The organism is Asanoa sp. NPDC050611 (genome assembly GCF_040654855.1).
Taxonomy (GTDB): Bacteria; Actinomycetota; Actinomycetes; order Mycobacteriales; family Micromonosporaceae; genus Asanoa.
The window spans coordinates 1-26,061 of sequence record NZ_JBFAIU010000078.1; the positions used below are offsets into that span (position 1 = coordinate 1).

General features: G+C 72.2%; 25 protein-coding genes, 2 pseudogenes and 1 riboswitch. Of the genes and pseudogenes, 10 read left to right on the forward strand and 17 right to left on the reverse strand.

Annotation, left to right across the window (positions count from 1 at the left end; genetic code table 11):
- Nucleotides 1-219: 219 nt before the first annotated feature.
- The 3 genes and pseudogenes from pgsA to AB0H87_RS14965 all read right to left on the reverse strand — a co-directional run.
- Nucleotides 220-801: pseudogene (gene pgsA, locus AB0H87_RS14955) on the reverse strand (CDP-diacylglycerol--glycerol-3-phosphate 3-phosphatidyltransferase); the annotation flags it as partial.
- Nucleotides 798-2,279, reverse strand: coding sequence for a 30S ribosomal protein S12 methylthiotransferase RimO (gene rimO, locus AB0H87_RS14960; RefSeq protein ID WP_360144497.1), 1,482 nt, complete (start codon nucleotides 2,277-2,279; stop codon nucleotides 798-800). The gene rimO and the pseudogene pgsA, both read right to left, overlap by 4 nt.
- Before the next feature lie 23 nt (nucleotides 2,280-2,302).
- On the reverse strand, nucleotides 2,303-3,211 hold the full coding sequence (locus AB0H87_RS14965) for an ornithine cyclodeaminase family protein (RefSeq protein WP_360144500.1): 909 nt from the start codon (nucleotides 3,209-3,211) through the stop codon (nucleotides 2,303-2,305).
- Between the two features lie 96 nt (nucleotides 3,212-3,307).
- A riboswitch (guanidine-III (ykkC-III) riboswitch) is annotated at nucleotides 3,308-3,379 on the forward strand.
- A gap of 7 nt (nucleotides 3,380-3,386) precedes the next feature.
- On the opposite strand from AB0H87_RS14965, the gene AB0H87_RS14970 reads away from it, so the two are divergent.
- Nucleotides 3,387-3,662, forward strand: coding sequence for a hypothetical protein (locus AB0H87_RS14970; protein ID WP_360144503.1), 276 nt, complete (start codon nucleotides 3,387-3,389; stop codon nucleotides 3,660-3,662).
- Here the strand turns inward: AB0H87_RS14970 and AB0H87_RS14975 are convergent.
- Entirely contained in the window at nucleotides 3,613-6,102 is a 2,490-nt protein-coding gene (locus tag AB0H87_RS14975; RefSeq protein ID WP_360144506.1) for a DNA translocase FtsK 4TM domain-containing protein, read from the reverse strand. The genes AB0H87_RS14970 and AB0H87_RS14975 overlap by 50 nt on opposite strands.
- 112 nt (nucleotides 6,103-6,214) lie before the next feature.
- Between AB0H87_RS14975 and AB0H87_RS14980 the strand changes: the two genes are divergently transcribed.
- The gene (locus AB0H87_RS14980; RefSeq protein WP_360144509.1) at nucleotides 6,215-6,643 is read left to right on the forward strand and encodes a YbjN domain-containing protein; all 429 of its coding nucleotides are present in this window, start codon (nucleotides 6,215-6,217) and stop codon (nucleotides 6,641-6,643) included.
- Nucleotides 6,640-8,187: a YbjN domain-containing protein gene (locus AB0H87_RS14985; RefSeq protein ID WP_360144512.1), complete on the forward strand. Its 1,548-nt coding sequence runs from the start codon at nucleotides 6,640-6,642 to the stop codon at nucleotides 8,185-8,187. The genes AB0H87_RS14980 and AB0H87_RS14985 overlap by 4 nt, the downstream gene beginning before the upstream one ends.
- On the opposite strand, the gene AB0H87_RS14990 is transcribed toward AB0H87_RS14985, so the two are convergent.
- From AB0H87_RS14990 to AB0H87_RS15000, 3 genes are read right to left on the reverse strand one after another with little or no spacing between them, the layout of a single operon-like run.
- Nucleotides 8,184-8,585 carry a DUF2784 domain-containing protein gene (locus AB0H87_RS14990; RefSeq protein ID WP_360144515.1) on the reverse strand — a complete coding sequence of 134 codons (402 nt, stop codon included), beginning with the start codon at nucleotides 8,583-8,585 and terminating at the stop codon, nucleotides 8,184-8,186. The genes AB0H87_RS14985 and AB0H87_RS14990 overlap by 4 nt on opposite strands.
- Nucleotides 8,586-8,639: 54 nt before the next feature.
- A complete protein-coding gene (locus tag AB0H87_RS14995; protein WP_360144518.1) occupies nucleotides 8,640-9,476 on the reverse strand; it encodes a class II glutamine amidotransferase in 837 nt (278 codons plus the stop codon).
- A 13-nt stretch (nucleotides 9,477-9,489) separates the two neighbouring features.
- The gene (locus AB0H87_RS15000) at nucleotides 9,490-10,884 is read right to left on the reverse strand and encodes a glutamate decarboxylase (RefSeq protein ID WP_360144521.1); all 1,395 of its coding nucleotides are present in this window, start codon (nucleotides 10,882-10,884) and stop codon (nucleotides 9,490-9,492) included.
- A 115-nt stretch (nucleotides 10,885-10,999) separates the two neighbouring features.
- On the opposite strand from AB0H87_RS15000, the gene AB0H87_RS15005 reads away from it, so the two are divergent.
- Nucleotides 11,000-11,530: a GNAT family protein gene (locus AB0H87_RS15005; protein ID WP_360144524.1), complete on the forward strand. Its 531-nt coding sequence runs from the start codon at nucleotides 11,000-11,002 to the stop codon at nucleotides 11,528-11,530.
- A 57-nt stretch (nucleotides 11,531-11,587) separates the two neighbouring features.
- A complete protein-coding gene (locus AB0H87_RS15010; RefSeq protein ID WP_360144527.1) occupies nucleotides 11,588-12,262 on the forward strand; it encodes a hypothetical protein in 675 nt (224 codons plus the stop codon).
- Here the strand turns inward: AB0H87_RS15010 and AB0H87_RS15015 are convergent.
- The 5 genes and pseudogenes from AB0H87_RS15015 to thyX form a co-directional block, all read right to left on the reverse strand.
- Complete coding sequence (locus tag AB0H87_RS15015) at nucleotides 12,242-13,006, reverse strand: phosphotransferase (protein ID WP_360144530.1); 765 nt, start codon at nucleotides 13,004-13,006, stop codon at nucleotides 12,242-12,244. The genes AB0H87_RS15010 and AB0H87_RS15015 overlap by 21 nt on opposite strands.
- Nucleotides 12,982-13,883: pseudogene (locus tag AB0H87_RS15020) on the reverse strand (aminoglycoside phosphotransferase family protein). Before AB0H87_RS15020 ends, AB0H87_RS15015 begins: the two are co-directional and overlap by 25 nt.
- A 2-nt stretch (nucleotides 13,884-13,885) precedes the next feature.
- Nucleotides 13,886-15,574 (reverse strand): ribonuclease J, encoded by a 1,689-nt coding sequence (locus AB0H87_RS15025; protein WP_360144533.1) that lies wholly within the window; start codon nucleotides 15,572-15,574, stop codon nucleotides 13,886-13,888.
- Nucleotides 15,571-16,479, reverse strand: a complete 909-nt coding sequence (gene dapA / locus AB0H87_RS15030; protein ID WP_360144535.1) for a 4-hydroxy-tetrahydrodipicolinate synthase — start codon at nucleotides 16,477-16,479, stop codon at nucleotides 15,571-15,573. Before dapA ends, AB0H87_RS15025 begins: the two co-directional genes overlap by 4 nt.
- Nucleotides 16,480-16,552: 73 nt before the next feature.
- Entirely contained in the window at nucleotides 16,553-17,296 is a 744-nt protein-coding gene (gene thyX / locus AB0H87_RS15035; RefSeq protein ID WP_360144565.1) for an FAD-dependent thymidylate synthase, read from the reverse strand.
- A gap of 133 nt (nucleotides 17,297-17,429) precedes the next feature.
- Between thyX and AB0H87_RS15040 the strand changes: the two genes are divergently transcribed.
- Genes AB0H87_RS15040 through AB0H87_RS15050 form a run of 3 tightly spaced genes read left to right on the forward strand, consistent with a single transcriptional unit; the run spans nucleotide 17,430 to nucleotide 18,954 of the window.
- Nucleotides 17,430-17,957, forward strand: coding sequence for a hypothetical protein (locus AB0H87_RS15040; RefSeq protein ID WP_360144538.1), 528 nt, complete (start codon nucleotides 17,430-17,432; stop codon nucleotides 17,955-17,957).
- Between the two features lie 38 nt (nucleotides 17,958-17,995).
- Nucleotides 17,996-18,793 (forward strand): DUF4097 family beta strand repeat-containing protein, encoded by a 798-nt coding sequence (locus AB0H87_RS15045; RefSeq protein ID WP_360144541.1) that lies wholly within the window; start codon nucleotides 17,996-17,998, stop codon nucleotides 18,791-18,793.
- Between the two features lie 14 nt (nucleotides 18,794-18,807).
- A complete protein-coding gene (locus AB0H87_RS15050; RefSeq protein ID WP_360144544.1) occupies nucleotides 18,808-18,954 on the forward strand; it encodes a hypothetical protein in 147 nt (48 codons plus the stop codon).
- A 54-nt stretch (nucleotides 18,955-19,008) separates the two neighbouring features.
- Here the strand turns inward: AB0H87_RS15050 and AB0H87_RS15055 are convergent, their stop codons facing one another.
- Together AB0H87_RS15055 and AB0H87_RS15060 are read right to left on the reverse strand one after the other, a co-directional pair.
- Complete coding sequence (locus AB0H87_RS15055) at nucleotides 19,009-19,497, reverse strand: DUF2752 domain-containing protein (RefSeq protein WP_360144547.1); 489 nt, start codon at nucleotides 19,495-19,497, stop codon at nucleotides 19,009-19,011.
- Nucleotides 19,498-19,817: 320 nt separating this feature from the next.
- A complete protein-coding gene (locus AB0H87_RS15060) occupies nucleotides 19,818-21,038 on the reverse strand; it encodes a crosslink repair DNA glycosylase YcaQ family protein (protein ID WP_360144550.1) in 1,221 nt (406 codons plus the stop codon).
- Nucleotides 21,039-21,111: 73 nt separating this feature from the next.
- On the opposite strand from AB0H87_RS15060, the gene AB0H87_RS15065 reads away from it, so the two are divergent.
- Nucleotides 21,112-21,660: a GNAT family N-acetyltransferase gene (locus AB0H87_RS15065; protein ID WP_360144553.1), complete on the forward strand. Its 549-nt coding sequence runs from the start codon at nucleotides 21,112-21,114 to the stop codon at nucleotides 21,658-21,660.
- On the opposite strand, the gene AB0H87_RS15070 is transcribed toward AB0H87_RS15065, so the two are convergent.
- Nucleotides 21,595-22,773 carry a glycosyltransferase 87 family protein gene (locus AB0H87_RS15070; protein WP_360144568.1) on the reverse strand — a complete coding sequence of 393 codons (1,179 nt, stop codon included), beginning with the start codon at nucleotides 22,771-22,773 and terminating at the stop codon, nucleotides 21,595-21,597. The genes AB0H87_RS15065 and AB0H87_RS15070 overlap by 66 nt on opposite strands.
- A 34-nt stretch (nucleotides 22,774-22,807) precedes the next feature.
- On the opposite strand from AB0H87_RS15070, the gene AB0H87_RS15075 reads away from it, so the two are divergent.
- The gene (locus AB0H87_RS15075) at nucleotides 22,808-23,377 is read left to right on the forward strand and encodes a GNAT family N-acetyltransferase (RefSeq protein WP_360144556.1); all 570 of its coding nucleotides are present in this window, start codon (nucleotides 22,808-22,810) and stop codon (nucleotides 23,375-23,377) included.
- A 696-nt stretch (nucleotides 23,378-24,073) separates the two neighbouring features.
- Here the strand turns inward: AB0H87_RS15075 and AB0H87_RS15080 are convergent.
- The gene (locus AB0H87_RS15080) at nucleotides 24,074-24,937 is read right to left on the reverse strand and encodes a carbohydrate ABC transporter permease (RefSeq protein WP_360144559.1); all 864 of its coding nucleotides are present in this window, start codon (nucleotides 24,935-24,937) and stop codon (nucleotides 24,074-24,076) included.
- Nucleotides 24,925-25,920 carry a sugar ABC transporter permease gene (locus AB0H87_RS15085; RefSeq protein WP_360144562.1) on the reverse strand — a complete coding sequence of 332 codons (996 nt, stop codon included), beginning with the start codon at nucleotides 25,918-25,920 and terminating at the stop codon, nucleotides 24,925-24,927. Before AB0H87_RS15085 ends, AB0H87_RS15080 begins: the two co-directional genes overlap by 13 nt.
- Nucleotides 25,921-26,061: the final 141 nt, after the last annotated feature.

The following is a 26,061-nucleotide window of genomic DNA, read 5'->3' on the forward strand; positions in this document are numbered from 1 at the left end:
CCGACCCAGCCACCCCCCCCCGAGCGCGGCCGGCTTTGCTCGGCTTACAGATACGCACCGCAGGTCAGGCGGGGTGGTGCGTGGATGGAAGCAGAGCAAAGCCGGTGCGCGCAGCACCCGGGGAGGGCGAGAGGTTGGTGCGGGCTAGGCCGCGGAACCCGCGGAGTCCGTCGTGCCGGTCGGGTCGGCGGACGGGGACGGGTCAGGCGGGGTCGTCCGGCGGGCGGACTGGCGCAGGCGGATCGCCTGGAGGACGTAGTCGAGCCCCGTCACGACCGTGACCACCAGGGCGGCGCCCATGATCCAGAAGCCGACCGGCTCCAGGAAGGATGGGACCGGCCAGAGGTACCAGGCGATCGCCAGGATCTGGAGGGCCGTTTTCAGTTTGCCGCCGCGGCTGGCGGCGATCACGCCGTAGCGGATCACCCAGAAGCGCATCAGGGTGATGCCCCACTCGCGCGCCAGGATCAGCAGCGTGACCCACCATGGCAGCGCGTCGAACCAGGACAGCAGGACCAGCGCCGAGCCGGTCAGGGCCTTGTCCGCGATCGGGTCCGCGACCTTGCCGAACGGCGTCACCAGCGCGTACCGCCGGGCGATCCAGCCGTCGACCAGGTCCGTCGCGGAGGCGAAACCGAAGGTCAGGCAGGCCGCGATCCGCCAGCCGACGTGTTCGAGCTGCGAGGTGACCACCAGCGCCACGAAGACCGGCACCAGCAGGAGGCGCAGGGCGGTCAGCGCGTTGGCGGCGTTGAGGACAGGGGCGACGGTCGGAGCGGGCTCGGGGGCTGCTCCGGTCACCGGCTGACCGCCGGGGGCGCCGCGCTGAGCATCTCGACCGGGACCGCCACGAGGTCGACGCCCTCGGCGGACACCACGCGCGCCCGGACCAGGTCGCCGGGGCGCAGGGCCGCCAGGTCGACCGAGCCGTCGGTCTGGGCCACCAGCGTGGTCGAGCCGTCGACCTCCGGCGCCTGGTGCTCGCCGCGGCCCTCGACGACGCCCTCGTCGATCGAGTCGACCAGGACGTCGACCGTGCCGCCGATCCGTTCCTCCGCGCGCTGCGAGCACAGCTCGTCGGCCAGCGCGCTCAGCTTGTCGTACCGCCGCTTGATCGTGGCGTTCTTGACCTTGTCGGCGAAGCCGGCCGCCTCGGTGCCGTCCTCGTCGCTGTAGTCGAAGACGCCGATCGCGTCGAGCCGCGCCTCCGTCAGGAACCGCACCAGCTCGTCGAAGTCCGCCCGGGTCTCGCCCGGGAAGCCGACGATGAAGTTCGACCGGGCACCCAACGACGGCGCCAGCATGCGGGCCGAGGCCAGCAACTCCAGGAACCGCGCCGTCGAGCCGAACCGCCGCATCCGCCGCAGCACCGGCTCGCTCGCGTGCTGGAAGGACAGATCGAAGTAGGGCGCCACGCCGGGCGTCGTCGCCAACGCCTCGACCAGGCCGGGCCGGGTCTCCGCCGGCTGCAGGTAGCTCGCCCGCACCCGGACGATGCCCGGCACCGCCGCGAGCTGCGGCAGGAGCTTCTCCAGCGCCCGCGGGTCGCCCAGGTCCTTGCCGTAGGACGTCGAGTTCTCCGACACCAGCACCAGCTCGCGGACCCCGGTGCCGGCCAGCCACTCGGCCTCGGCCAACAGCTCATCGGGGGTACGCGAGACGAACGCGCCGCGGAAGGCCGGGATCGCGCAGAACGTGCACCGCCGGTCACATCCGCTGGCCAGCTTGAGCGACGCCACCGGGCCCCGGTCGAGCCGGTGCCGCAACACGCCGCGCAGGTGGGCCGGGGTGTGCTCGTCGACGACCGGACCGTGCCCGGGCTGCACCACGGCGGCGGACCGGCGCGCGACCGGCGTCAGCGGCAGCAGCTCCCGGCGGTCCCGCGGGATGTGCGGCGAGATCTTCTCCCCCGCCAGCACCGCGTCGAGCCGGGCGGCGATGTCCGGGTAGTCGTCGAAGCTCAGGATCGCCTCGGCCTCGGGCAGGCTGTCGGCCAGCTCCTTGCCGTACCGCTCGGCCATGCAGCCGGCGGCGACCACCTTCGCGCCCGTGTCGGCCGCGGCGAGCAGCGTCTGGATCGAGTCGTGCTTGGCCTTCTCGACGAAGCCGCAGGTGTTGACCAGGACCACGTCGGCGCCCTCGCCGTCGGTGGTCACGTCCCAGCCGCCGCCGTCCAGGCGGGCGGCCAGCTCCTCGGAGTCGACCTCGTTGCGGGCGCAGCCCAGGGTCAGCAGCGCGACCCGGCGACGGGCGGCATCGGTCGAGGAGGAAGCGGACACCTAACGAGGGTACCGGGCGGGGATCAGGAGACCGACGTCAGCAGCGCCGCGACCCGATCGAGCAGGAACACCTCGGTGCCCGCGAGCCCGACCGAAAGGAACACAGTGATCTCTTCCGGGCACGACCGTCCCGGCAGCACGCCGGCCGCCACCGCGCCCAGGTCGCGCACCGCCCCCTCGACGATCAGCGGCGGGTCGTACGAAGCGGCCTGCGCGGGCGAGTCCGTGGCGATCAGTCCCGCGCGCGCGAGCAGGTCCGGCCCGAACTCGGCCCGCCCCTGCTGCTTGAACCCCACCAGGTTGACGTGCGCGCCCGGCGCCAGGTCGGCGCCCGACAGCACGGGTTCCGCGCTGGTGGTCGCGACAAGGACCAGGTCCTGGCCGCGCACCGCCTCGGCGGCGGACGAGACCGCGACGGCCGGAACGCCCAGGGCGGCCGAGACCCGGGCCGCGAACGAAGAACGCCGCGCCGCGGACCGGCTGAACACCCGCACCGACGACACCGGCCGCACCGCCGCCGTCGCCCACAGCTGCGTCCACGCCTGCCGCCCCGAGCCGATCACCCCGACGGTGGTCGCGTCCGGCCGGGCCAGCAGGTCGACCGCCGCGCCGCCGAGCGCCCCCGTGCGCCGGGACCCGATCTCCTCCCCCACCGCGATCGCCCGGATGCGGCCGTCCCGCGCGTCGTGCAGCGCCACCAGCTGCTCGCCGTCGGCGTGCCCGAACGTGTCGTAGGAGCGGAACCCGTACCACTCGTCGGCCAGGTGCCCGGCCGTCATCACCAGCCGGCCGCCCTCGAGCACCGCGCTCGCCCGCGGCGGCGCGATCAACCGGCCCGCGTGCGCGGCGACCAGCGCGTCGCGCATCGCGGCGACGGCCGTCGGCGCGTCGAGCCGGGCAGCGACGTCGGCGTCGGTCAGCAGCAGCGGCACAGGATCATCCTCAATGTTGAACCGAGGTTCAGGTCAACAACCCACGCGGTGAGGAATCCCACCATCCCGGGCGCTCAAACATCGCTAGGGTCTAGGGCGGCGACGCCGCGACGGCGTCCACCCCGGACGAGCAGCGCTCCGTACCCGGCCGAGCAAAGACGGTGCGCACCACACCATGCATCTCATCGACCTTGTCGAGATCGTCGGCTCGCTGCTCATCCTCGCCGCCTTCGCGGCGGCCCAGCTGCGGAAGCTCGACGCGCACTCGATCCCGTACCTCGTCCTCAACATCGCCGGCGCCGGCATCCTGGCGGTGATCGCGGCCGGCCAGCAGTCGTGGGGCTTCCTCCTGCTGGAGGGCACCTGGACCATCGTCTCCGCGATCTCGCTGGCGGCCCGGTTCACTCGACGCGGAGACCGGCCAGCGCCTCCTCCAGCTCATCAGGCTTGACGAGCACGTCGCGGGCCTTCGACCCCTCGGAGGGGCCGACGATGCCGCGCGTCTCCATCAGATCCATCAGGCGGCCCGCCTTGGCGAAGCCGACCCGCAGCTTGCGCTGGAGCATGGAGGTCGAGCCGAACTGTGAGGTGACGACCAGCTCGATGGCCTGCACCAGCAGGTCGAGGTCGTCACCGATCTCCTCGTCGATCTTCTTCTTCGGGTCTTCGGGCTTGGTCAGCACGTCGGGCCGGAACTCCGGCTCGCGCTGCTTCTTGCAGAAGTTGACGATGTCGCTGATCTCGCCCTCGCCGACCCAGGCGCCCTGGATCCGGACGGGCTTCGACGCGCCCATCGGCAGGAACAGCCCGTCGCCGCGGCCGATCAGCTTCTCCGCGCCGGGCTGGTCGAGGATGACCCGCGAGTCGGCCAGCGACGAGGTGGCGAACGCGAGCCGGGACGGCACGTTGGCCTTGATCAGGCCGGTCACCACGTCGACCGACGGGCGCTGCGTGGCCAGCACCAGGTGGATGCCGGCGGCGCGGGCGAGCTGGGTGATCCGGACGACCGAGTCCTCGACGTCGCGCGGCGCGACCATCATCAGGTCGGCGAGCTCGTCGACGATGACCAGCAGATAGGGGTACGGCCGGATCTCGCGCTCACTGCCCGGCGGCGCCTTGATCTGCCCCGCGCGCACCTTGCGGTTGTAGTCGTCGATGTGGCGTACGCCGGCGGCGGCGAGGTCGTCGTAGCGCATGTCCATCTCGCGCACGACCCAGTCGAGGGAGTCCGCCGCCTTCTTCGGGTTCGTGATGATCGGCGTGACCAGGTGCGGGATGCCCTCGTAGGAGGTCATCTCCACGCGCTTCGGGTCGATCAGCACGAGCCGCACCTCGTCGGGTGTGGCCCGGCTCAGGATCGAGACCAGCAGCGAGTTGAGGCACGAGGACTTGCCCGCGCCGGTCGCGCCCGCGATCAGGATGTGCGGCATCTTGGCCAGGTTGGCCACCACGTAGCCGCCCTCGATGTCCTTGCCGAGCGCCACCAGCATCGGGTGGTGGTCGGAGGTCGCGGCGTGCGAGCGCAGCACGTCGCCCAGCGCGACGTCCTCCCGGTCGGAGTTCGGGATCTCCACGCCGACCGCGCTCTTGCCGGGGATCGGGCTCAGGATCCGGACATCGGGCGACTTCACCGCGTACGCGATGTTGCGCGAAAGTTGGGTGATCCGCTCGACCTTGACCCCGAGCCCGAGCTCGACCTCGTAGCGGGTGACCGTCGGACCCCGGGTGAAGCCGGTCACCGCGGCGTCCACGTCGAACTGCTCGAAGACGCCCTGCAGCGCCGCGATCACCTCGTCGTTGGCCTTGCTGCGGGTCTTCGGTGCGCTCCCGCCGCGCAGCAGGTTGGCCGGCGGCAGCAGATAGGCACCCTCGACCGCGTTGATCGCGAGCTGCTCCGCCCGGGTCGGCAGCGGCGAGTGCGCGGGCGGCTCCGGCGGCTGCTTGCGGACCGAGGGCACCTTGGCGGGCTTGGTCCGCGGCAGGGCGACGGTGTCGTGCACGACCTCGTCGTCCTCGGCCGACCCGGGATCGTCGTCGCCCAGGCCGAGCACCTTGCTGCCCTGGCGGCGACGCGACGGCCGGCGCCGGGCGGCGGGCTGCTCGTCCTCGTCGTCCTCGAACGGCTCCGGTGCCTGTTCCTCCGTCGGCACCGGCCGGCCGAGCATGATCGCGAACAGGGCCCCGATCCGTTCCGGGACCTTGTTGATCGGTGTGGCGGTCACCACGAGCAGGCCGAAGAGCAGCAACAGCACCAGCAGGGGCACGGCGACCCATTGCGTGAAGGCCCGCTCGAACACCGAGCCGACCGCGGCGCCGATCAGCCCGCCGGCGTGGTCGCGCTGCGCGGTGTCGATCGGCGACTGCCCGATGTGCAGGATGCCGGCGACCGAGACGAGCAGCGAACCCCAGCCGACCAGGCCCCGGCCGCGGTGCTCGGGCTCGACCAGCGGCCGCATCAGCCGGATCGCCCAGAACAGCAGCAACACCGGCAGCGCGACGGCGATCGCGCCGATGAACAGCCGCACGCCGTCCTCGATCCGCTGGCCGACCGGGCCGGCCGAGGAGAACCAGATGGCGACGCTGGTCAGGATCGACAGGCCGAGCAGGAGGAGCCCGGCGCCGTCGCGGCGGTGCTCGGGATCCAGGTCACGGGCGGTGGCCGCCTGCCGGCCGAGGCCACGGACCAGCCAGCCGACGCTGTGCGCGACACCCATCCAGAGCGCGCCGCCGGCCCGGCCGAACAGCGCACCGAGGCTGTTGGTCGTGCGGCGGCGGTAAGCGGAGGTGCGGCCCCGGGCCGTGGTGGCGGCGGTCCGGCCGCGCGTGGTCGTGCTGGCCCGGCTCGACGCCGCGGTGCGGCGCCGGCTCGTCTGTGTGGAGCGGCCGGGCATGGTCTCACGGTAAGAGGGATCCACCTCACGCGACGCGCGACTCGCCGCGCGACAATCCCTCGGCTTTCACGACACTGGCTGCCCGGTGCCCGGCGCGCCTACTATCGCCTGCGTGGAATCGCCGGGCGGAGCTTTGCTGCCCTTGACCAACGAGCTGATCGCGGGCGTTCTCGACGGGCACGGATACGCGTTCGCCCAGGACACCGACGGCGACCTCGTCGGCCGGTGGGACGACAACCTCATCTACTTCTTTCGGCTCGGCCGGGACGGCGAGATCCTGCAGATCCGCACGCTGGCCAGCCGGGTCTTCGGGATCGACGACGTGCTGCCGCTCTACGGCTTCTGCAACGGCTGGAACCAGGACAAGCTGTGGCCGAAGGCGTTCGTGCACGTCAACGACGACGGCACCGTGCGCGTCCTGGGCGAGGTGGTGGCCGACCTCGAGCACGGCGTCACCGCCGACCAGCTCGACCAGCTCGTCGCCTGCGGCATCTCCAGCGGTTGCCAACTCGCCGACACGCTCGAACGGCTGCGGCTATGAATGACGCCCTGGCCGCCGCCCGCGACCTGCCGCCCGGCCCCGAGAAGGTGGCCGAGCTGGACGCCGTGGTGACCGCGGCCGACCGGGCCGGCGACGTCCGGCTCGGCTTCGAGGCCCGGCTCGACCTGATCGACGCCTGCCTCGACGCCGCGGAGCCGGCCCGGGTGCTGGGGCTGTTCGCCTGGTGCCGGGCCGCCGCCGACCGCGCGCCGATGCTGTTCACCGACACCGAGCTGGCGCTGCTGCGCTACTACCACCTGTGGGCGGTCGGCACGTTCCGCGCGTCGCCGGGCGTCGGGCGCGCCGAGAGCGAGGCCCTCCTCGACGACCTGGAGCGGCGGTTCCGCGAGGACCAGCGCCCCTTGTTCGCCGTGCACCGGATGCGGGCGGAGATCGCCGACCACGTGGGCGACCTGCCCGCGGCCCGGGAGTGGCTGGCGCGCTGCGCGGCCGAGCTGCCGCCGACCGGCGACACCGAGTGGTTCGCCGACGGGCAGCCGGGCGACGCCGGCTTCTGCCCGTCCTGCTACCCCGCCGACCAGGCGTTCCTGCACGCCGCCTGGGGCGACTGGCAGGCCGCGGTCGACGCCGCCGAGCCGGTCCTGCACTCCGCCGCCACCTGCCCTGAGCAGCCGGAGCGGGCGCTGGCCGCGCTGATGATCCCCTACCTGCGGCTGGGCCGGTTCGACGAGGCGGCGTCGGCGCACCTGCGGGCGTACCGCCGGCACCGGCTCGACCGGGCGTCGTTCCCGCTGCTCGCCGACCACCTGCGGTTCTGCGCGCTGGCCGGGCTCGCCGGGCGCGGCGTCGACCTGCTCGCGACGCACATCGGCGACCTGGACGAGCCCTACGACGAGCTGTCGGCGATGCGCTTCGCCGCGGCCGGCACGCTGGTCTGCCGGCGGGCCACCGCGGAAGGGCTGGGCGACCGGCGGGTGCACCGGCCCGCGCACGGCGAGCGGCCGGCCGCCGACCTATCGGTGCGGGAGCTCGGCACGGTGCTCGCGGCCGTCGCCGCCACGCTGGCCACGCGGTTCGACGCCCGCAACGGCACCGATCACCAGTCCCGCCTGGTCGGTGACTGGCTGGCCGAGCTGCCGGTGGTCCAGGGCGGCACGATCCGCCTCGACGACGCGCCGATCGGCCCGCTGACGCTCGAGTCGATCACGGAGGTGCTGGACGCCCGCGGCGACCACTACGCGGTCGACGACGACGGCCTGGTCGGCGGGCGCTGGCCGGGCGCGTACATCCAGTTCGAGCGGTTGGGCGAGCGCCGGGAGATCCTCCAGGTGCGGGTGATCGCCGAGCGGCAGCTGCCGGCCAGCCGGCTCATGGAGGCGTACGAGTTCTGCAACGCGTGGAACCACGACAAGCTCATGCCGAAGGCGTACGTGCACGACGCGGGCGACGGCCTGCTGATGATCGCCGGCGAGGTGACCACGGACCTGGAGCACGGCGCGACCACGGGCCAGCTCGCCACGCTGCTCAACGCGGCGATCGCCACCGGCACGACGTTCGCGGCGGCGGTCGCGGAGCTGCCCTAGTTCCGGATCCGCTCGCCGCGCGGCTCGACGGCGGCGGACCGTTGCCGGCGGCGCCGCCGGAGCACGAAGAAGCCGACGTACGAGGTCAGCACGATCAACGCGAGCACGGCCTGTGCGACGTGCACGTACCGCTCGGGATAGAGCACGCCCTCGATGTAGGTGTCGACGAAGCCGCGGGTCAGCGGTCCCTCGCCGGCGTGGCCCCGGGCCCAGTTCTGGCCGTACGTCAGCGGGCAGTTGAGCCCGAACCCGATCAGCGCGATGCCCCAGCCGATGGCCGGCAGGTGGAACCAGATCGCCTTGGGCCACTTCCAGGCGAGGAAGCCGCCGAGCAGCACGTACGCCATGAAGGCGAAGTGCAGGGCCAGGAAGACGATCGCGAGCTCATTCCACCCCACGATTGCGAGCGTATGACGGATCAGTCGGCCGTTCCCTGAGTACGCGAACCCAGCTCAGCGCGGGTTGAAGTCGGACATTTCGTCCTGGCCGCGATAGATGACGCTGTAGCTCGACTCGGGCACCTCCCGGAACGCGTCCGGCATAACGCCCAGCGGCTCGGATACCACCAGGCGGTCCTGGTCGGAGAGCAGCCGCAGCGCCTCCACCTCCGGGTGCACGGCGCGCAGCCCGTCCACCGTGCGGGAGTAGAACAGCGTGCGGGACTGGTGCGCCGTCGAGTAGCGGAACGCCCAGATCCGCTCCCCGTCGCTGGTCGCCACGGTCATCTGCACCGGGTCGGCCACGCCGTGCCGCGCGGCGGTCGCCTCGACGAACCCGACCATCCGTTCGACCGCCGTCACCGGGTCCTCGCGCAGCCCGTACGTCAGCGCGAGGTAGAACATCGCCTCGGAGTCCGTGCTCCCCTGGATCAGCGGGAACAGCTCCTCGTCGACCTCCAGCAGCAGGTCCCGCTTGAGCCGCGCGAAGTCCCGGATCGACCCGTTGTGCATCCACAGCCAGCGCTCGTGCCGGAACGGGTGGCAGTTCGTCTCCTGCACCGCGGTGCCCGACGAGGCCCGGACGTGCGCGAAGAACAGCGGCGACCGGATGTGTTCGGCCAGGTCGTGCAGGTTCCGGTTGCTCCACGCCGGCCCGACGCCGTGGAACGTGCCCGGTGTCTGCGCCGCGACGGGGTCGGTCGGGTACCAGCCGAGCCCGAAGCCGTCGCCGTTCGTGGTCTCGGCGCCCAGCTCGGCGTGCTGGCTCTGGTCGATCAGCGAGTGCTTCGGCTTGTAGAGCAGCGTGTCGATCAACAGCGGCGTGCCCGAGAACGCCATCCAGCGGCACATGGGACCGTCCCTCTCAGTGGTGGAACGACGAGGCGTCGGCGGCCGAGCGGCGCGGCTCGGACTGGGCCCGCAGTTCCGGCAGCGCCCGGTGCAGGTCGGCCAGCAGCAGGTCGGCCATGTCGTGCGAGAACCCGTTGCGCACCACGACGCGGAGCACGGCCAGGTCGGTGCGTTTCTGCGGAAAGGTGTACGCGGGCACGAGCCAGCCCCGCTCCCGCAGCGCCCGGGACACGTCGAAGACGTTGTACGCGGTCACGTCCGGCGCCGTGGTGAACGCGAACACCGGCAGCTCGTCACCGCGGCTGATCAGCGCGAACTCGCCGGTGTCGGCGATCTTCCGGGCCAGGTAGGTGGCCACGTCACGGGACGCCTGCTGCACGGCCCGGAAGCCCTCCCGGCCCAGTCGCAGGAACATGTAGTACTGCGCCACCACCTCGGCGCCGGGCCGGGAGAAGTTGAGCGCGAAGGTCGGCATGCTCCCGCCGAGGTAGTTGACCTCGAAGATCAGCTCCTCGGGCAGCAGGTGCTTCTCCCGCCACAGCACCCAGCCGACGCCCGGGTAGACCAGGCCGTACTTGTGCCCGCTGGTGTTGATCGACGCGACCCGGGGCAGCCGGAAGTCCCAGACCAGGTCCGGGTCGAGGAACGGCGCGACCATTGCGCCGGACGCGCCGTCGACGTGCACCGGGATGTCCCAGCCGCGCGTCGCCTGCAGGTCGTCGAGGGCGGCGGCGATCTCGGCGACGGGCTCGTACGAACCGTCGAAGGTGGACCCGAGCACCGCCACCACGCCGATCGTGTTCTCGTCGCAGCGGGCCACCGCCTCCGGTGCCGTGAGGTGGAAGCGGTCACCGGCCATCGGCACGAGCCGCGGCTCGACCTCCCAGTAGTTGCAGAACTTCTCCCAGCAGACCTGAACGTTGTCGCCCATGACCAGGTTGGGCCGGCCGCCCATCGAGTTCTTGGCCCAGCGCCGCTTCAGCGCCATCCCGGCGAGCATGCAGGCCTCGCTGGACCCGGTGGTCGAGCAGCCGACCGCCGTCGGGGGCTTGGGCGCGTGCCACAGGTCGGCCAGGATCGCCACGCACCGCCGCTCCAGCTCGGCGGTCATCGGGTACTCGTCCTTGTCGATCATGTTCTTGTCGGCGCACTCGGCCATCAGCACGCCGGCCTCGGGCTCCATCCACGTCGTCACGAACGTGGCCAGGTTGAGCGCGGCGTTGCCGTCGAGCAGGAGCTCGTCGTGGATCAACTGGTACGCGACCGCGGCCGGCACCGGGTCGGCGCCCAGCGCGTACACCGGTGGGGTCAGCTCGCGGCCGAAGTCCGGGTTCGCCACCGTGGTGACGACGTTGCCGGCGCGATGGCGCGGCTGGGCCTCGGTCGCCTTCCCGGCGTGCAGCGGCATCCGGCCTCCCTGGGGCGATCCGACCCGTTCAGGGTATGGCGCCCGGCTCGCGCTGGATGTCGGATTCAACGGAACACGGTTGATCACTGGTGCGGCATCCGGTACGAACGGCGGCATGCTGCGTGGCGAGAAGGTGCTCCTGCGGGCCCGGCGGGAAGAGGACGTGCCGGTGCTGCACGCCGACCTCTACGACGACGTCGAGATGCGGTCCAGGGCGGACGGTCGACCCTGGCGCCCGATCCCGCCCGGCTCCCCCGCGTCCCCGTTCACGCCGGCACCGCCCAGCGACCAGGCCGCGGTCTTCAGCGTCGTCCGGCTGACCGACGACGCGCTGGCCGGCGAGGCGCTGCTGTGGGGCATCGACCTGCACAACCGGGTGGCCCACGTCGGCCTGTCGCTGCGGCCGGCGATGCGCGGCGGCGGGCTGGGCCGCGACGCGATCCGGCTGCTCTGCCACTACGGCTTCCAGGTGCGTGGCCTGCACCGGCTCGGGCTGGAGACGCTCGCCGACAACGCCCCGATGATCGCCGTCGCCGAGCGCCTGGGCTTCAGCCGCGAGGGCACCCTGCGCGGCAACGCCTGGGTCGCCGGCGCCTTTGTGGACGAAGCGGTGTTCGGGCTCCTCGCGGACGAGTGGCGAAGCTAGGTCCGTACCGCTCCCGAGGGATGTTTATGAACCGGACACACCGGTAACTTCGGTCACATGGCCTGGTTCCTGAACCCCGCGCTGACGCGCTTCCGCAACGAGGTCAACGCCCGCTGGCCCCGTCGCGACAAGACCTCCGACGGGACCATCGGCGACACGGCGCACCAGTCGACCAACTCCGACCACAACCCCGACCGGGACGGTTCGGTCGACGCCTGGGACATGGACGTCGACGGTGTCGACATCGCCGCGTGCAAGCGGGCGTTCCAGGCGCACGAGGCCGCCTACTACTGGATCCACAATGACCGGATCTGCTTCCGGGACGAGGGGTGGCGCCCCCGGTCCTACGCGTACGCCGGGCCGAACCGCAACCGCCACGACAAGCACGTGCACTGGAACAGCCGACAGTCACACGAGCGCAGCACCAAGCCCTGGTTCACGACGGAGGACGACATGACCCCCGCAGAGTTCACCGCCGCACTGACCGTCGCCCTTGACGACGCGGGAGTGAAGGCGCGACTGCGTTCGATCCCGTTGACGTACCCGGTCACGCCCACCCAGTCGCTGCTCAGCAAGTTCGTCACCGCCTTCGACAAGATCGACCTGCTCGCCGCCGCCGCGGCCGCCGAGCGCCTCAGCACGCCGGCCACGGCCAAGGAGCAGGCCGACCTGCTCCGCGAGGTCCTCGGCGACCGGGCCAAGGAGGTCGGGCTAATCCTCGCCGAGGGCTGACGCCCACACGGCGGCGTTGCGGTCGAGGTGGTCCGCGACGCCGCGCCAGAAGGGGCCGTCCTCGGTGTAGATCCGCGCCCACGGCTGGCGGCCCTCGCGGGCGCCGGTGGCCAGCAGGTCGTACATCGCGCCCGCGTTGACGCCGAGCAGCCCGGCCAGTGCCGGCCGCAGCCCGGCGGCCAGGCCGTAACCGTCCACGAACGACCGCAGCCGGGCCGCCGACTCCGGCACCGGGCGCTCGGGGCGCATTCCGCAGCAGGTCAGCGACGCGTACGCGAGCTCCCAGACGCGCGATCCCGGCCCCGCGTTGTCCCAGTCGATCAGCACCCAGCCACGCTCGGCGCGGACCAGGTTCCACGGCGCGGCGTCGTGGTGGCAGATCAGCTCGCCGACCGGCGCGCCCGGCACGCCGACCGGCGGGATCTCCGTGTGCCAGACCGCGCCCGCCGGCGGCACGAACGAGGCGGTGGCGGCGTGCAGGTCCCGCAGCATCCGGCCGATGTCCGGCAGGTCGCGCGGGTCGATCTCCATGGTCATCTCGCCAGGCACGAACTCGAGCACCTGCCGGTCGCGCTCGTCGCGGCCCAGCGGGCGCGGCGCCCCGGTGAAGCCCACCTCGTGCAGGTGGGCGAGGAGGGCGTCGACCGCGTCGGTGTGCGGCCCGGCCGGGCGGCGGACGGTGTCACCGACCCGCACGATCCCGTCGGTGACGTTGCCGGTCAGCCGGTCCTCGTCGAGGCCCACGCGGCCACCACCTCGCTGATCACGTAACGCGCGTTGGCGGCGAACGCCGGGTTGGTCCGGTGATAGTAGACCAACGAGATCGCCGCCATCGCGAGCGAGCGGCCGCGGCCCCGGCGCCAGGTCTCGTCGTCGACGTCGAGCGCCGCCCGGAACGCCGCACGCCCCTCGGCGGTCAGCAGGTTCCACGCGACGATCAGGTCGCAGGACGGGTCACCCACGCCGAGCGTGCCGAAGTCGATCACCCCGGTCAGCCGCCCGCGCGGGTCGACGAGCAGGTTGCCCGGCATCAGGTCGGCGTGCAGCCAGACCGGCGGACCGGCGTGGTCCGGCACCGCGAGATCCGCGTCCCAGGCCGCCTTCGCCGCGGCCAGCGTCTCTGCATCAACCAGGCCGTCGAGCCCGGCAAAGGCGGGTCGGGCGGCCTCGTCCAGGCGCGAATGCCCGCCGCCGGCCACGCCGCCGGCGCACCCGGCAGGTCCACGGCCCGCATCGCCCGGACGAACCCGGCCAGGTCCGCCGCCAGCCCCAGCGGGTCGGCCAGCCGGCCCTCGACCGGCACGGCGCCGGGCAGCCACCGGTAGACCGCCCACGGCCACGGGTAACCCTCGCCCGGCGCACCGGCCGCGAGCTGCTCCGGGATCGCCACCGGCAGCCGGGGCGCGAGGCGGGGCAGCCAGGCCGCCTCGGTCTCGATGTCGCCGAGCGACCAGTCGACCCTGGGCAGCCGGACGACCAGGTCGTCGCCGAGGCGGAACAGCGCGTTGACGGTGCCCGTGGAATCGACCCGGCGCAGCGGCAGGTCGGCCCACCGCGGGAACTGGGCGCCGAGCAGCCGCCCGACCAGCTCGGCGCTGATCGGGAACTCCCCCGGGTGCAAGCTCAGACCTCGACCACGGTCGGCACGATCATCGGCCGCCGCCGGTAGCGGTCGTTGACCCAGCGGCCGACCGTGCGGCGCACCACCTGCTGGAGCTGGTGCGGGTCGGTGACGTTGTCGGCCGCCGCCCGGCTGAGCGCCTCGGTGATCAGCGGGACGACCTCGTCGAACGCCTCCGGGTTCTCGGAGAAGCCCTTCGCCGAGACGGCCGGGCCGCCGACCACCTTGCCGGTCACGGAGTCGATCACCACGGTGGCCGCGATGAAGCCGCCGTCACCGAGCATCCGGCGCTCGGTGAGCAGGGACTCGCCGATGTCGCCGACGGCCAGGCCGTCCACGTACACGTAGCGGCTCTTCACGTGGCCGACCAGCCTGGCCTGGCCGTCGACCAGGTCCACGACGTCGCCGTCCTCGCAGAGCACGACGTTCTCGGGCGAGATGCCGGACTCGACGCCGATCCGCGCGTGCGCCCGCAGGTGCCGCCACTCGCCGTGCACCGGGAGCAGGTTGCTCGGCCGGACGACGTTGAGCAGGTAGAGCAGCTCGCCGGCCGGCGCGTGCCCGGAGACGTGCACCTTCGCGACGTCCTTGTGGATCACGTTGGCGCCGGCGCGGGAGAGCTGGTTGATCACCCGGTAGACCGAGGTCTCGTTGCCGGGCACCAGCGAGCTGGCCAGCACGACCGTGTCGCCCTGGGCGATCGTGATGTGCCGGTGGTCGCCGGTGGCCATCCGGCCGAGCGCGCTCATCGGCTCGCCCTGCGAACCGGTGGACATCAGCACGATCCGCTCGGGCGGCGCCTGCATGGCCTCGTCCATGCCGACCACGAGCCCGGGCTCGATCCGCAGCAGCCCGAGGTCGCGGGCGATGCCCATGTTGCGCACCATCGAGCGGCCGATGAAGGCCACCTGCCGGCCGTGCAGCGCGGCCGCGTCGAGCACCTGCTGCACGCGGTGCACGTGCGAGGCGAACGACGCGACGATGATCCGGCCGCGGGCCCGCGCGAAGATCGCGTCGAGCACCGGACCGATCTCCCGCTCCGGGGTCACGAAGCCCGGGATCTCCGCGTTCGTCGAGTCGGAGAGCAGCAGGTCGACGCCCTCTGAGCCGAGCCGGGCGAAGCCCGCCAGGTCGGTGATCCGGCCGTCCAGCGGCAGCTGGTCCATCTTGAAGTCGCCGGTGTGCAGCACCAGGCCGGCGGGCGTGCGGATGGCCACAGCCATCGCGTCCGGGATGGAGTGGTTGACGGCGAAGAACTCCACGTCGAACGGCCCGAGCCGCTCGCGCTGCCCTTCGGTCACGGTCAGCGTGTAGGGCTCGATCCGCCGCTCCTGCAGCTTGGCCTCGACCAGCGCGAGCGTGAACTGCGAGCCGACCAGCGGGATGTCGCTCTTGTGGGCCAGCAGGTAGGGCACGGCGCCGATGTGGTCCTCGTGGCCGTGGGTGAGCACGATCGCCTGGACGTCGTCGAGCCGGTCGATGATCGGCGCGAAGTCCGGCAGGATCAGGTCGACACCGGGCTGCTCGACGTCGGGGAAGAGCACGCCGCAGTCGACGACCAGCAGCTTGCCGTCGTACTCGAAGACGGTCATGTTGCGGCCGATCGCGCCGAGGCCACCCAAGGGGATGACCCGGAGGCCGCCCTCGGCCAGCGGCGGCGGCGGTTCGAGCTCGAGATGGGCCAGTGTCATGCAGGGAACTCCAGTCCGCAGGCCGCGGCGTCGGCGCGCAGTCGCTCGACCTGCTCCGGGGTCGCGTCGACCAGCGGCGAGCGCACCGGGCCGGCCGGCAGGCCCTGTGCGGCGAGGCCGGCCTTGACCAGGATCGTGCCCTGGGTACGGAAGACGCCGGTGAACAGGGGCAGCAGCCGGCGGTGCAGGTCGCGCGCTTCGGTGACGTCGCCGCGGCCGTACGCCTGGATCATCTGCTTGGTGAGCGCGCCCGTGAAGTGCGTCGAGGTGCCGACGATGCCGACCGCGCCGACGGACAGGGCCGGCAGCGTGGCGGCGTCGTCACCGCAGTAGTAGGCGAGGTCGGTGCGGGCCAGCACCCACGAGGTCGCGGTCAGGTCGCCCTTCGCGTCCTTGACGCCGACGATGCGCTCGTGCGCGGCCAGCCTGACCAGCGTCTCGGTCTCGATCGGCACGCCGCTGCGGTGCGGGATGTCGTAGAGCAGGATCGGCAGCCCGCTGGCGTCGGCCACGGCGGTGAAGTGCCGGTGCAGGCCCGCCTGCGGTGGCTTGTTGTAGTACGGCGTCACGACCAGCAGCCCGTGCGCGCCGGCCTTCTCGGCGGCCAGCGCCAGCTCGATCGTGTGCCGGGTGTCGTTGGTGCCGACGCCGGCGATCACCTTCGCCCGGTCGCCGACCGCCTCGGCCACGGCGCGGACCGTGGCCTCCTTCTCGCCGTCGGTGGTCGTCGGAGACTCACCGGTGGTGCCGTTGATCACCAGCGCGTCGTTGCCCTGCTCGTCGACGAGGTAGGCCGCCAGGCGCTGGACGCCGTCGAGGTCGAGCGAGCCGTCGGAGGCGAACGGCGTCACCATGGCCGTGATCAGCTGACCGAACGGCCGCGCGCCAGAATGCTCCTGCGTCATGCTGACAAACCTAGCGGACGGCTGGTCGGCGCCGGTCTCGTCCGGTCGGGTTCGGGTTACCCGCAGCTTGCTGCTACGAGCGCTCCGCGTACGGGCTCTCCGCGACCTCGGTGCCGTCGGCCAGCGTGGTGATCGTGAAGTCGGCGAACACGTTGGGCGCGACCCGCTGGAGCTGCCGCAGGCACTCGACGGCGACCTCGCGGATCTCCACGTCGGCGGCCTCCGTGGCCCGCAGCGCGATGAAGTGCCGCCACGCACGGTAGTTGCCGGTGACCACGATCCGGGTCTCCGCCGCGTTGGGCAGCACCGCCCGGGCCGCCTGGCGGGCCTGCTTGCGACGCAGCGTGCCGTTGGGCTCGTCCGCGAACTTCGCCTCCAGCCCCTCCAGCAGCTCGTTGTAGGCCCGCACGCTGGCCTCGGCCGCCTCGACGAAGGTCTTGTGCAGGTCGGGGTCCGCGGCGATCACCTCGGGCTCGACCATCGCCGCGTCCCGGCCGGGGACGTAGCGCTGCGAGAGCTGGCTGTAGCTGAAGTGCCGGTGCCGGATCAGCTCGTGCGTGAACGATCGGGAGACGCCGCTCAGGTAGAACGTCACGGAGCCGTGCTCGAGCACCGAGAGGTGGCCGACCTCGAGGATGTGGGCGAGATAGCCGGCGTTGGTCGCGGTGGCCGGGTTCGGCTTCTTCCACGACTGGTAGCAGGCCCGCCCCGCGAACTCGGCGAGCGCCTGGCCACCGTCGGCGTCCGTGCTCCAGGGCACGTCCTCCGGCGCCTCGAACTGGGTCCAGGCGATGATCCTGACCTGCGGCGGAACGATCTCTGGCACGGCGCCCCCTCTGCCTCGCGCGACTCGGCAGACTCTAACCCCGATCGCCTGCGGACGGTTCGGCGACACCACGATGCCGTCACTACGTCTTGCGTTGACGTCACTGCGGTGGCATAGTGACGTCATGGACATCGCACCGTTCGTCGAAAGCCTCCGCCGCGACCTCAACGCGGCAGCGGCACCCGGCGGGCCCGAGGTCACCCGCGCGGCCGAGCTGCTCAGCGGCTCGATCGACGCGGCCGCCCGGCTGGCGCTGCTCGACGCACTGGCCCAGGCCGCCGACGAGGTGACCACCAAGCTCAGCGCGGCCAGTGTCGAGTTGCGGCTCCGCGGCCGCGAGCCGGAGCTGGTCGTGACCGAGCACCTGCCGGAGCCGCCCACACCGCCCGCTCCCCCGACACCACCCGGCGGCACTGCGACGTCAACTGACGCCAGTGGTGACGTCACCCGGATGACCCTGCGGCTCCCGGAGGGCCTCAAGGACGCCGTCGAGCGCTCCGCCGCCGGCGAGGGCATCTCGGTCAACGCCTGGCTCGTCCGGGTGATCGGCGCGGCCGTCGCCGGCGCGCCGCCGCAGGCCGCCGCGCCCGGTGGCTGGAGCACCCCGCCGGGGCGGAGCCGCCGCCACATCACCGGCTACGGCCGGGCCTGATCCCCCTCTGGTTCTCGTTGCGAAGGAGCACCCCTGTCATGCCCGAGTTCCCCGTCGACGGTCCGATCACCGTCGCGTTCAAGATCGCATCTGGCTCGGTCGAGGTCGTGGCCGAGGACCGCCCCAGCGCGTCCGTGGTCGTCGAGCCGGCCGACCGCCGCGGCGAGTCCCGCCGGATGGCCGACGAGACCGAGGTCGAGTTCAACGGCGACACGCTGAGCGTCGTCACCCCCAACCAGAGCGGCTTCCGGCTGCGTGGCGGCTCGGTCGCGATCCGGGTGCACGTGCCGCTGGACAGCGCGGTCACCGGCAAGGCCGCGTCGGCTGACGTCACCTGCCGCGGCCAGGTCGGCGCGTTCGAGGTGGACGCCGCCTCCGGCGACATCGCGGCCGAGCACGTGAGCGGCGACGCCGTCGTGGGCACCGCCAGCGGCGACGTCCGGCTGACGCGGGTCGACGGCCACCTGCGCGCCAAGGGCGCCTCGGGTGACCTGCGGGTGCGCCAGGTGGGCGGCAGCTTCGCCGGCAAGTACGCGAGCGGCGACGTCCAGGTCGAGGAGGTCGCCGGCGACATCTCCGCGGAGACCGCCTCGGGCGACATCACCATCGGCCGGGCCAGCCGCGGCACGGCCCGCCTGACCAGCGCGTCCGGCGACGTCCGGATCGGCGTCCAGGCCGGCACCGGGGTGTGGTTCGACGTCCGCACCCTGTCCGGCGACACCCGCAACGGGCTCGACATGAGCACCAACGGGCCGGCCGCCGACGAAGGCAACGGCAACCAGCTCAACCTGCAGCTCCGCACGATGAGCGGCGACATCGACATCCACCGCGCCTGAAAGGACGATCCATCATGTACGAGAACGCTGACCTGCTCCGCAGCCTCGCCAACGAGCGCCACCGCGCGATGCGCCGCACCGCCGCCCGCCGCCACCTGGCCGTCCGCGTAGCCCGCGCGATGCGCCACGCCCCCGACGACGGTGGCCATCCCGAGCGCTGAGCTCACCCCACCGAGGACCTACCGGCCGACGCCGGCGGGTCCTTCGGTGCGTTGCTAGACGTAGAACCAGTTGAACGGTGCCCAGGGCAGGTTGCGCAGGATCGAGAAGGCCAGCCAGGCGCCCATGAAGACGGCGATCGCCAGCGGCGGGATGCGCAGCTGGGGCAGCTTGCGCCCGAACGACTTCTGCACCGCCCACGCGACGTAGAGGTAGATGACGATCGGCACCGCGAACACGAACAGCAGATGATGCCGCGCCGCGGCGGCGACGTCGCCGTGCAGCAGGTACCACGCCGCCCGCGTGCCGCCACATCCCGGACAGTCGAGCCCGGTGGTCAGCTTGAGAATGCACGTCGGCGGCGCGTCGGGCGCGCTGTCGGTCGGGTTGCTGATCAGCGTGTAGCCGACCGCACCACCGATGCAGCCCAGCACCGCGAGCGGCCCGAGCCAGCCGGGCAGCCGGTCGAGCATCCGCAGATAGGCCCGCCCGACCCGCCCCTTCCGCGGCGGCGCGTAGGACGGCGGCAGAAACGCCGGCGGCACGGCACCATCCGGTCCAACCGGAGCGCCATTCAGCACGGCACCGTCCGGGCCGACCGGGCCGCCATAAGCCACGGCACCATCCGGCCCAACCGGACCGCCATAAGGCGCGGCACCGTCCGGCGCAACCCGAGCGGGATGAGCCCCGGCATGGTCGGCCGCGGGCCAACCACCGTGTTCCGCACCGGATGCGGCCGCATAGGAGCCCGCGCCCTTCGCGTCCGGGACGCCGGCGACGTTGCTCGTCGGCGGGTCACCGGCCGTGGGCTCGCCACCCGGTGGGGCCTGGGGTGTGGCCGGGCCGGGCGCGGGGGTCATGGTCGTCACGGTACACCGGCGGCGCTCGCCAGCGCCGCCGCAACAGGCCCGCCCAGATCACCGCCGTCCGGCGGAGCGACGCGCTCCAAACCGAGCCAACCGGCCAGCCGTTGCAGCTCCGCCGCCAGTGCCCGGGCCGTCGCCGCACGGTCGACGCCCGGCTCCGCCCACGCGGCGGGCACGCGGAGGATGCCCGCCTTGCGGTCGGCCTTGAGGTCGACCCGCGCGGTGAACCGGTCCCCCTGCAGGAACGGCAGCACGTAGTAGCCGTAGACCCGCTGCGGCGCCGGCACGTAGATCTCGATGCGGTAGGTGAAGTGGAACAGCCGCTCGGTGCGCGCCCGCTCCCAGACCAGCGGGTCGAACGGGCTGATCAGCCGGTCACCCCGCACCCACCGCGGCAGCTTGGCCTCGGGATGCAGGTAGGCCGGCTGCTTCCACGACTCCACCCGCACCGGCAGCAGCTCACCGGACTCGACCAGCGACGCGATCGCGGACCGCGCGCCGGCCACGGGTAGTCGGAAGTAGTCACGCAGCTCGAACTCGGCCGCCACGCCCAACGACCGGGCCGCGACCAGCACCAGCGTGCGGTGCGCCTCGGCCTCCGTCGGCGTCGGCGCCGCGAGCACGGAAGCCGGCAGCACCCGCTCGGGTAGGTCGTAGACCCGCGCGAACGAGGAGTTGCGCGCGGCCGCGCTCACCTCCCCGGCCCAGAACAGGTATTCGAGCGCCTGCTTCACCGACGACCAGTTCCACCCCCAGTTGGACTTGTCGCGCGGCTCGTCGCGCTCGATCTCGGCCGCGGACAGGGGACCCGACTCGCGCACCTCGTCGAGCACCCACTTGACCAGGTCGGGCTGCTCCTCGGCGAACCGCCGCAACCCACCCCACTGGTGCTCGCGCGCCATCCGCCAGCGCATCGCCGGCTGCAGCTCGACCGGGATCAACGACGCCTCGTGGCCCCAGTATTCGAAGAGCAGCCGCGGCCGCCGGTAGGCCGCCCGGTCGAGCAGCTCCGTCGGATAGGGCCCGAGCCGGCTGTAGAGCGGCAGGTAGTGCGCCCGCTGCAGCACGTTGACCGAGTCCATCTGGAGCAGGCCCGTGCGCCCGACGACCCGGCGGAGGTGGCGCGCGGTCGGCACGCCGGTCGGCGCGGGGTCGGTGAAACCCTGCGCGGCCAGCGCGACCCGGCGCGCCTGCGCCAACGACAACGACTCGAGTGCCACGCCCGGGACGCTATCCGACCCGTACGACAAAATTCGCGCGCGCGGTGCGGGCGGGAGGGGTAGACACCGATGCATGGTCACCATCCGCCCCGAGACGCGCGACGACATCGCCGCGGTGGCCGCCCTGCACGTGCGGGCCTGGCAGTCCGGCTACGCCGGGATGATCCCGGCCGAGGTGCTCGCCACGCTCGACCCCGAGCAGCGTGCCGAGCAACGCCGCAGGTGGCACGGCGCGCAGGGCTTCCTGACCCTGGTCGCCACCGAGGGCCAGACGATCGTCGGCTTCGCGACCATCGGCCCCTACCGGCACCAGCAGGACCGCGCCGTGCTCGACCACACGGTCGGTGAGCTGCTCGCCATCTACCTGGAGCCGACCAGGATCGGCACGGGCGTGGGCCGTGCCCTGCTCGCCGCCGCCCTGGCCGAGCTGACCGCGCGTGGCTACCAGGAGGTGCGCCTCTGGGTCCTGGACGCCAACGAGCGCAGCCGCCGGTTCTACGAGAAGGCGGGCTTCGTCGCTGACGGTGAGCACGCCGCGTACCCGGTCACCCTGCCGTCAAGCGGCGACCCGGTGCTCCTGCCTGAGCTCCGCTACAGCCGCCGACTCCCGGCCACCGCCTGACCGCAACGGCAGGAAGAGCAACAGCCCCAGGCTCGCCCAGACGTACGCGTTGCTGCCCAGGAAGCCACCCACGCCACCGAACCCGTGCTCGAAGACCCAGACGAGCCGACTGCACAGCACCGCGTAGAGCACGGCCGCGAACACCAGATAGCCCCGGCGCCGCAGCCCGGCGTCGACCAGCAGGATCAGCGCCGGCAGCAGCCAGACCAGGTGGTGCACCCAGGTCACGGGGCTGATCAGGCAGCCGAGCACGCCGGTCAGCGCGAACCCCTCGACCACCGAGGCCGACCGCACCCGCCACGCCCAGACACCGACCGCGGCGACCACCAGGACCAGCCAGGCCAGCGTCGACGGATGCGCCGGGTCGAGCCGGGCCACCACACCCTGCAGCGACTGGTTGGAGACGAACGCCAGCGAGCCGACCCGGTCGGTGTCCCAGAGCGCGGAGGTCCAGAACTCCCGCGAGGCCGCCGGGTCGACCGCCGCGGCCGCCAGCGTCGCCACGGTGGCGGTGCCCGCGGCCACCAGCGCGGCCCGCCACCGCCGCGTGACCAGCAGGTAGAGGATGAACACGCCGGGCGTCAGCTTGATCGCGGTGGCCAGCCCGATGCCCACACCGGCCCACCGCCGGCCGCCGGCGATGCCCACCAGCAGGTCGACGCCGACCAGGACCATCAGCAGCAGGTTGACCTGGCCGAACGTGATCGTCTCGCGGTAGGGCTCGAACGCCACGATCAGCAGGAACGCGACCGCGAGCGCGAACCACGGCGTCCACCGCTCCCGCACGGCGACCGGCAGCACGAGCCAGCGCAGCAGTGCGTAGGTCGCCGCCAGCGACAGCCCCACGCTGATGACGATCGCCAGCGCCCACGGCACGACCGCCATCGGCACCATCGCGATCGCCGCGAACGGTGGGTACGTGAAGCCGTACTTGCTGTTCGGCTTCAGGAAGTCGTACAACATGCCGTGGTCGTGGATCCAGTAGTTGACCGCGCCGTAGTAGACCTTGAGGTCGAAGAACCCGTGCCGCGCTGCGAACACGGCGACGAACGCGCCGACGGCGACCGTGAGGCCGGCGACGATCGCGACCTCCTTGCGCGCGGCCCGCTCGATCAAGCCCTGCTCCCACTCCGTAGGCTGACGACTCATGGCACTCGGGTACGTCCGCCCGGCGCGTCCCGAGGACGCCGCCGAGATCGCCCGCATCCAGGTCGCGACCTGGCGGGTCGCCTATCGCCGGATGCTGCCCCGAACCGTGCTCGACAGCCTCGACGAGGCATGGATCGCCGAACGCTGGAGCGCCGCGGTCGAACAGCCGCCGTCGCCGAGGCACCGGGTGCTGGTGGCCGTCGAGCAGGCCGAACAATCGTATCTGGTGGGATTTGCCGCCTCCGGACCCGCCGACGAGCAGGCACTCGCGCCGGAGGAGCCCGCGCTCCCGGACGATGTGGCGGCCGTCACGGACCTGCTGGTGGAGCCGCGCTGGGGCCGCCGCGGCCACGGCAGCCGCCTACTGGCGGCCAGCGTCGACCTGTGGCGCGAGGACAATTTCACGGCGGCGGTGGCCTGGGCCTACGACGGCGACGCGGCGACCCGCAAGTTCCTGACGTCGGCAGGCTGGGCCCCGGACGGCGCCGGCCGCGCCCTCGACGTCGAAGACATGCTCGTCTACCAACTCCGCCTCCACGTCGACCTGACCGCCGAACCCGAGAGCTAGATCAAGATCAAGGGCGGGCTTCCTGCTCGGGCCCGCGTCGGTCCGGACCGCCGCTCCCGCCAGACACCGCTCCGCTTCGCTCCGCTGCCACGTCCGCGCCGGCTCACGCCCAGCCCAAACCCACACCTCCGCAAGATCGCGGATGTCCCGACCCGCGGACGTCCCCACGCGCGCTTCGTTCACTGACCCACGGGTGCCGGCAGCAGTCCGCCAGTCGTCGTTGAGGTGGCGACCGCGGGCGCGGCGGCCTGCGGATCGGGCTGAACTCGCCCTTCGCCCCCGACCGGGCAGCGGTGCGGCGGCACAACATGACCAAGGCCGGCAACCGCCAACCCCGCTTGCCTCGCCCGGGCCAGCAGCGCCTGTGCCCGACGACGCACCTCGGCCAGTCCGTGAATCACTCGGGTTGAGGGCGACCGGCCACAGGCGCGGCCGTCTGCGGATCGGGCCGAACTCGCCCTTCGCCGCCCGACCGGCCAGCGCGGCGGCACAACATGATCAAGGCCGCGACAACCGCCAACCGCTTGCCCCGCCGCGGGCCAGCCCGCCGTGCCGACGACGCACCTCGGCCGGCCGGTGAATCCCTTGTTTTGAGGGCGACCGGCCGCGGGCGTGGCAGCGGAGCGGTGCCTGGCGGGAGCGACGGTCCGGACCGCCGCGGACCCGAGCCATCCAGCACTTGATCTCGACGTCGATTTACCCCTTTTCGGCGCCTTCGGTGGCGCCGCGGACGAAGTAGCGCTGGAAGATCGCGAAGATGATCGCCACCGGGATCGTGGCCAGCAGGGCCGCCCCCAGCTTCAACGGATACTGCGTCCCCGCGCCCAGCGAGCCCGAAACAAGGTTGGCCACCCCTCGCGGCAGGGTGAACAGGCTCGGGTCCTGGACCGCTACCAGCGTGTGCGGGAACTCGTTCCACGTCCCCTGGAACGACAGGATCGTCAACGTGATCAGTGCCGGCCGGGCCATCGGCAGCACCACCGACCAGAACGTCCGGAACACGCCCGCGCCGTCGATGCGGGCCGCTTCCTCCATGCTCAGCGGGACCGACTCGAAGAACTGCTTCATGATGAACACGCCCGCGGCGTCGACGAGCAACGGCAGGATCAGCGCTGTGTACGTGTCGTAGATGCCCAGCTGGTTCAGCACCAGGAACTTCGGGATGAAGAGCACGACGCCCGGTACGGCCATGATCGCCACGATCGTCGCGAAGATCGCGCGGCGGCCGCCGAAGCGCAGGCGGGCCAGCGCGTAGCCCGCCAGCGAGTCCAGGAACACGCGGCCGACCGTGACCACGACCGCGATCAGCACCGAGTTGCCCAGCCACAGCGGGAAGTCGCCGTTGAGCAGGCGGTCGAAGCCCGCCGTCGTCAGCGGCTGCGGCACCGGCGACAGCGGGTTCGCGGCCGCGTCCGGCTCGGTCTTCAGCGAGTTCGCCAGTTGGATGACGAACGGGTAGATGAAGACCAGCGCGAAGAAGATCAGGAGTGCGTAGCCGACGACGGTGTTGACCATGCCGCCGTGGCGGCGGCGTTGGCTCGCCGAGCTCAGCGTCGCCATGGGGACCTCCGCGAGTCGCGGTCGCGCATGACCCAGCGCTGTGCCAGCGTCAGCAGGACGATGATCAGGAAGAGGACGAACGCGATCGCGGCGCCCCGGCCGTACTCGAAGTCCTTGAACGCGGTCCGGTAGGACAGGAACGCCGGGGTCAGCGTCGTCTTCGCCGGGTTGCCCTGGCTCATCACGTAGATCTGGTCGAAGACCTGCCACGTGCCGATCAGGCCGAGCGTCACGACGAGGAACATGGTCGGCTTGAGCAGCGGCAGGGTGACGTAGCGCAGCCGCTGCCAGCGGGTCGCGCCGTCGAGCTCGCTGGCCTCGTCGAGCGAGACCGGCACGCTCTGCAGGGCGGCCAGGAACATCAGCATGAACGTGCCGGACGTGGTCCAGATGACCAGCGCCATGATCGCGCACATCGCCACGCTCGGCCCTGACAGCCAGTCCCACCAGGTCAGGCCGAACGGGCCGCCGCCGGTCAGCGCGGCGGGCGGGTTGTCGACGCCGACCGCACCGAGGAGGAGGTGGATCAGGCCGCGGGCGTCGGAGAACCAGGCCGGGCCGTGGATGCCGAACATCGACAGGATCCCGTTGATGGCGCCCGAGTTGGCGAACATGAACAGGAACACGACGCTGATCGCCACGGAGCTGGTCACGGACGGGAAGAAGAAGGCCGTGCGGAAGAAGCCCTTGCCCTTCAGCATCCGGTTGTTGACCAGCAGCGCGAGGCCGAGCGCCAGCGCCGTCTGGATCGGCACGACGATGCCCACGTAGTAGACGTTGTTGCGGATGCTGGTCATGAAGTCGCGGCGGGCCAGCCCGTCCTGCGTGAACAGGTCCGTGTAGTTGTCGGTGCCGACGAACGGCACGCCGGACTTGAACGGGCTCCCCTGGCCGCGCCAGTCCGTCAGGCTCACCCAGAACGCCATGATGATCGGCAGCAGGAAGAAGATGCCGAGCAGGACGACGACCGGGGCGACGAACAACCAGCCGGCGATCCGCTCGTTGCCGCGGATGCCCCTCCCGAAGCGGCGCGGGCGGGCCCCGGGGCCGGGGGGGGGGGGCGGGGCCCGTGGGGTGAGCCCACCCTTTAAATCCCCCCACACCGAGTGTTTTATCGTGTTGGG

Coding starts and splice junctions, on each gene's coding strand:
- AB0H87_RS14970 (WP_360144503.1), top strand. CDS start 3,387: ATGCATCTCATCGACCTTGTCGAGATCGTCGGCTCGCTGCTCATCCTC.
- AB0H87_RS14975 (WP_360144506.1), bottom strand. CDS start 6,102: ATGCCCGGCCGCTCCACACAGACGAGCCGGCGCCGCACCGCGGCGTCG.
- AB0H87_RS14985 (WP_360144512.1), top strand. CDS start 6,640: ATGAATGACGCCCTGGCCGCCGCCCGCGACCTGCCGCCCGGCCCCGAG.
- AB0H87_RS14995 (WP_360144518.1), bottom strand. CDS start 9,476: ATGTGCCGCTGGATGGCGTTCTCGGGCACGCCGCTGTTGATCGACACG.
- AB0H87_RS15000 (WP_360144521.1), bottom strand. CDS start 10,884: ATGCCGCTGCACGCCGGGAAGGCGACCGAGGCCCAGCCGCGCCATCGC.
- AB0H87_RS15005 (WP_360144524.1), top strand. CDS start 11,000: ATGCTGCGTGGCGAGAAGGTGCTCCTGCGGGCCCGGCGGGAAGAGGAC.
- AB0H87_RS15010 (WP_360144527.1), top strand. CDS start 11,588: ATGGCCTGGTTCCTGAACCCCGCGCTGACGCGCTTCCGCAACGAGGTC.
- AB0H87_RS15025 (WP_360144533.1), bottom strand. CDS start 15,574: ATGACACTGGCCCATCTCGAGCTCGAACCGCCGCCGCCGCTGGCCGAG.
- dapA (WP_360144535.1), bottom strand. CDS start 16,479: ATGACGCAGGAGCATTCTGGCGCGCGGCCGTTCGGTCAGCTGATCACG.
- AB0H87_RS15040 (WP_360144538.1), top strand. CDS start 17,430: ATGGACATCGCACCGTTCGTCGAAAGCCTCCGCCGCGACCTCAACGCG.
- AB0H87_RS15045 (WP_360144541.1), top strand. CDS start 17,996: ATGCCCGAGTTCCCCGTCGACGGTCCGATCACCGTCGCGTTCAAGATC.
- AB0H87_RS15050 (WP_360144544.1), top strand. CDS start 18,808: ATGTACGAGAACGCTGACCTGCTCCGCAGCCTCGCCAACGAGCGCCAC.
- AB0H87_RS15065 (WP_360144553.1), top strand. CDS start 21,112: ATGGTCACCATCCGCCCCGAGACGCGCGACGACATCGCCGCGGTGGCC.
- AB0H87_RS15075 (WP_360144556.1), top strand. CDS start 22,808: ATGGCACTCGGGTACGTCCGCCCGGCGCGTCCCGAGGACGCCGCCGAG.
- AB0H87_RS15080 (WP_360144559.1), bottom strand. CDS start 24,937: ATGGCGACGCTGAGCTCGGCGAGCCAACGCCGCCGCCACGGCGGCATG.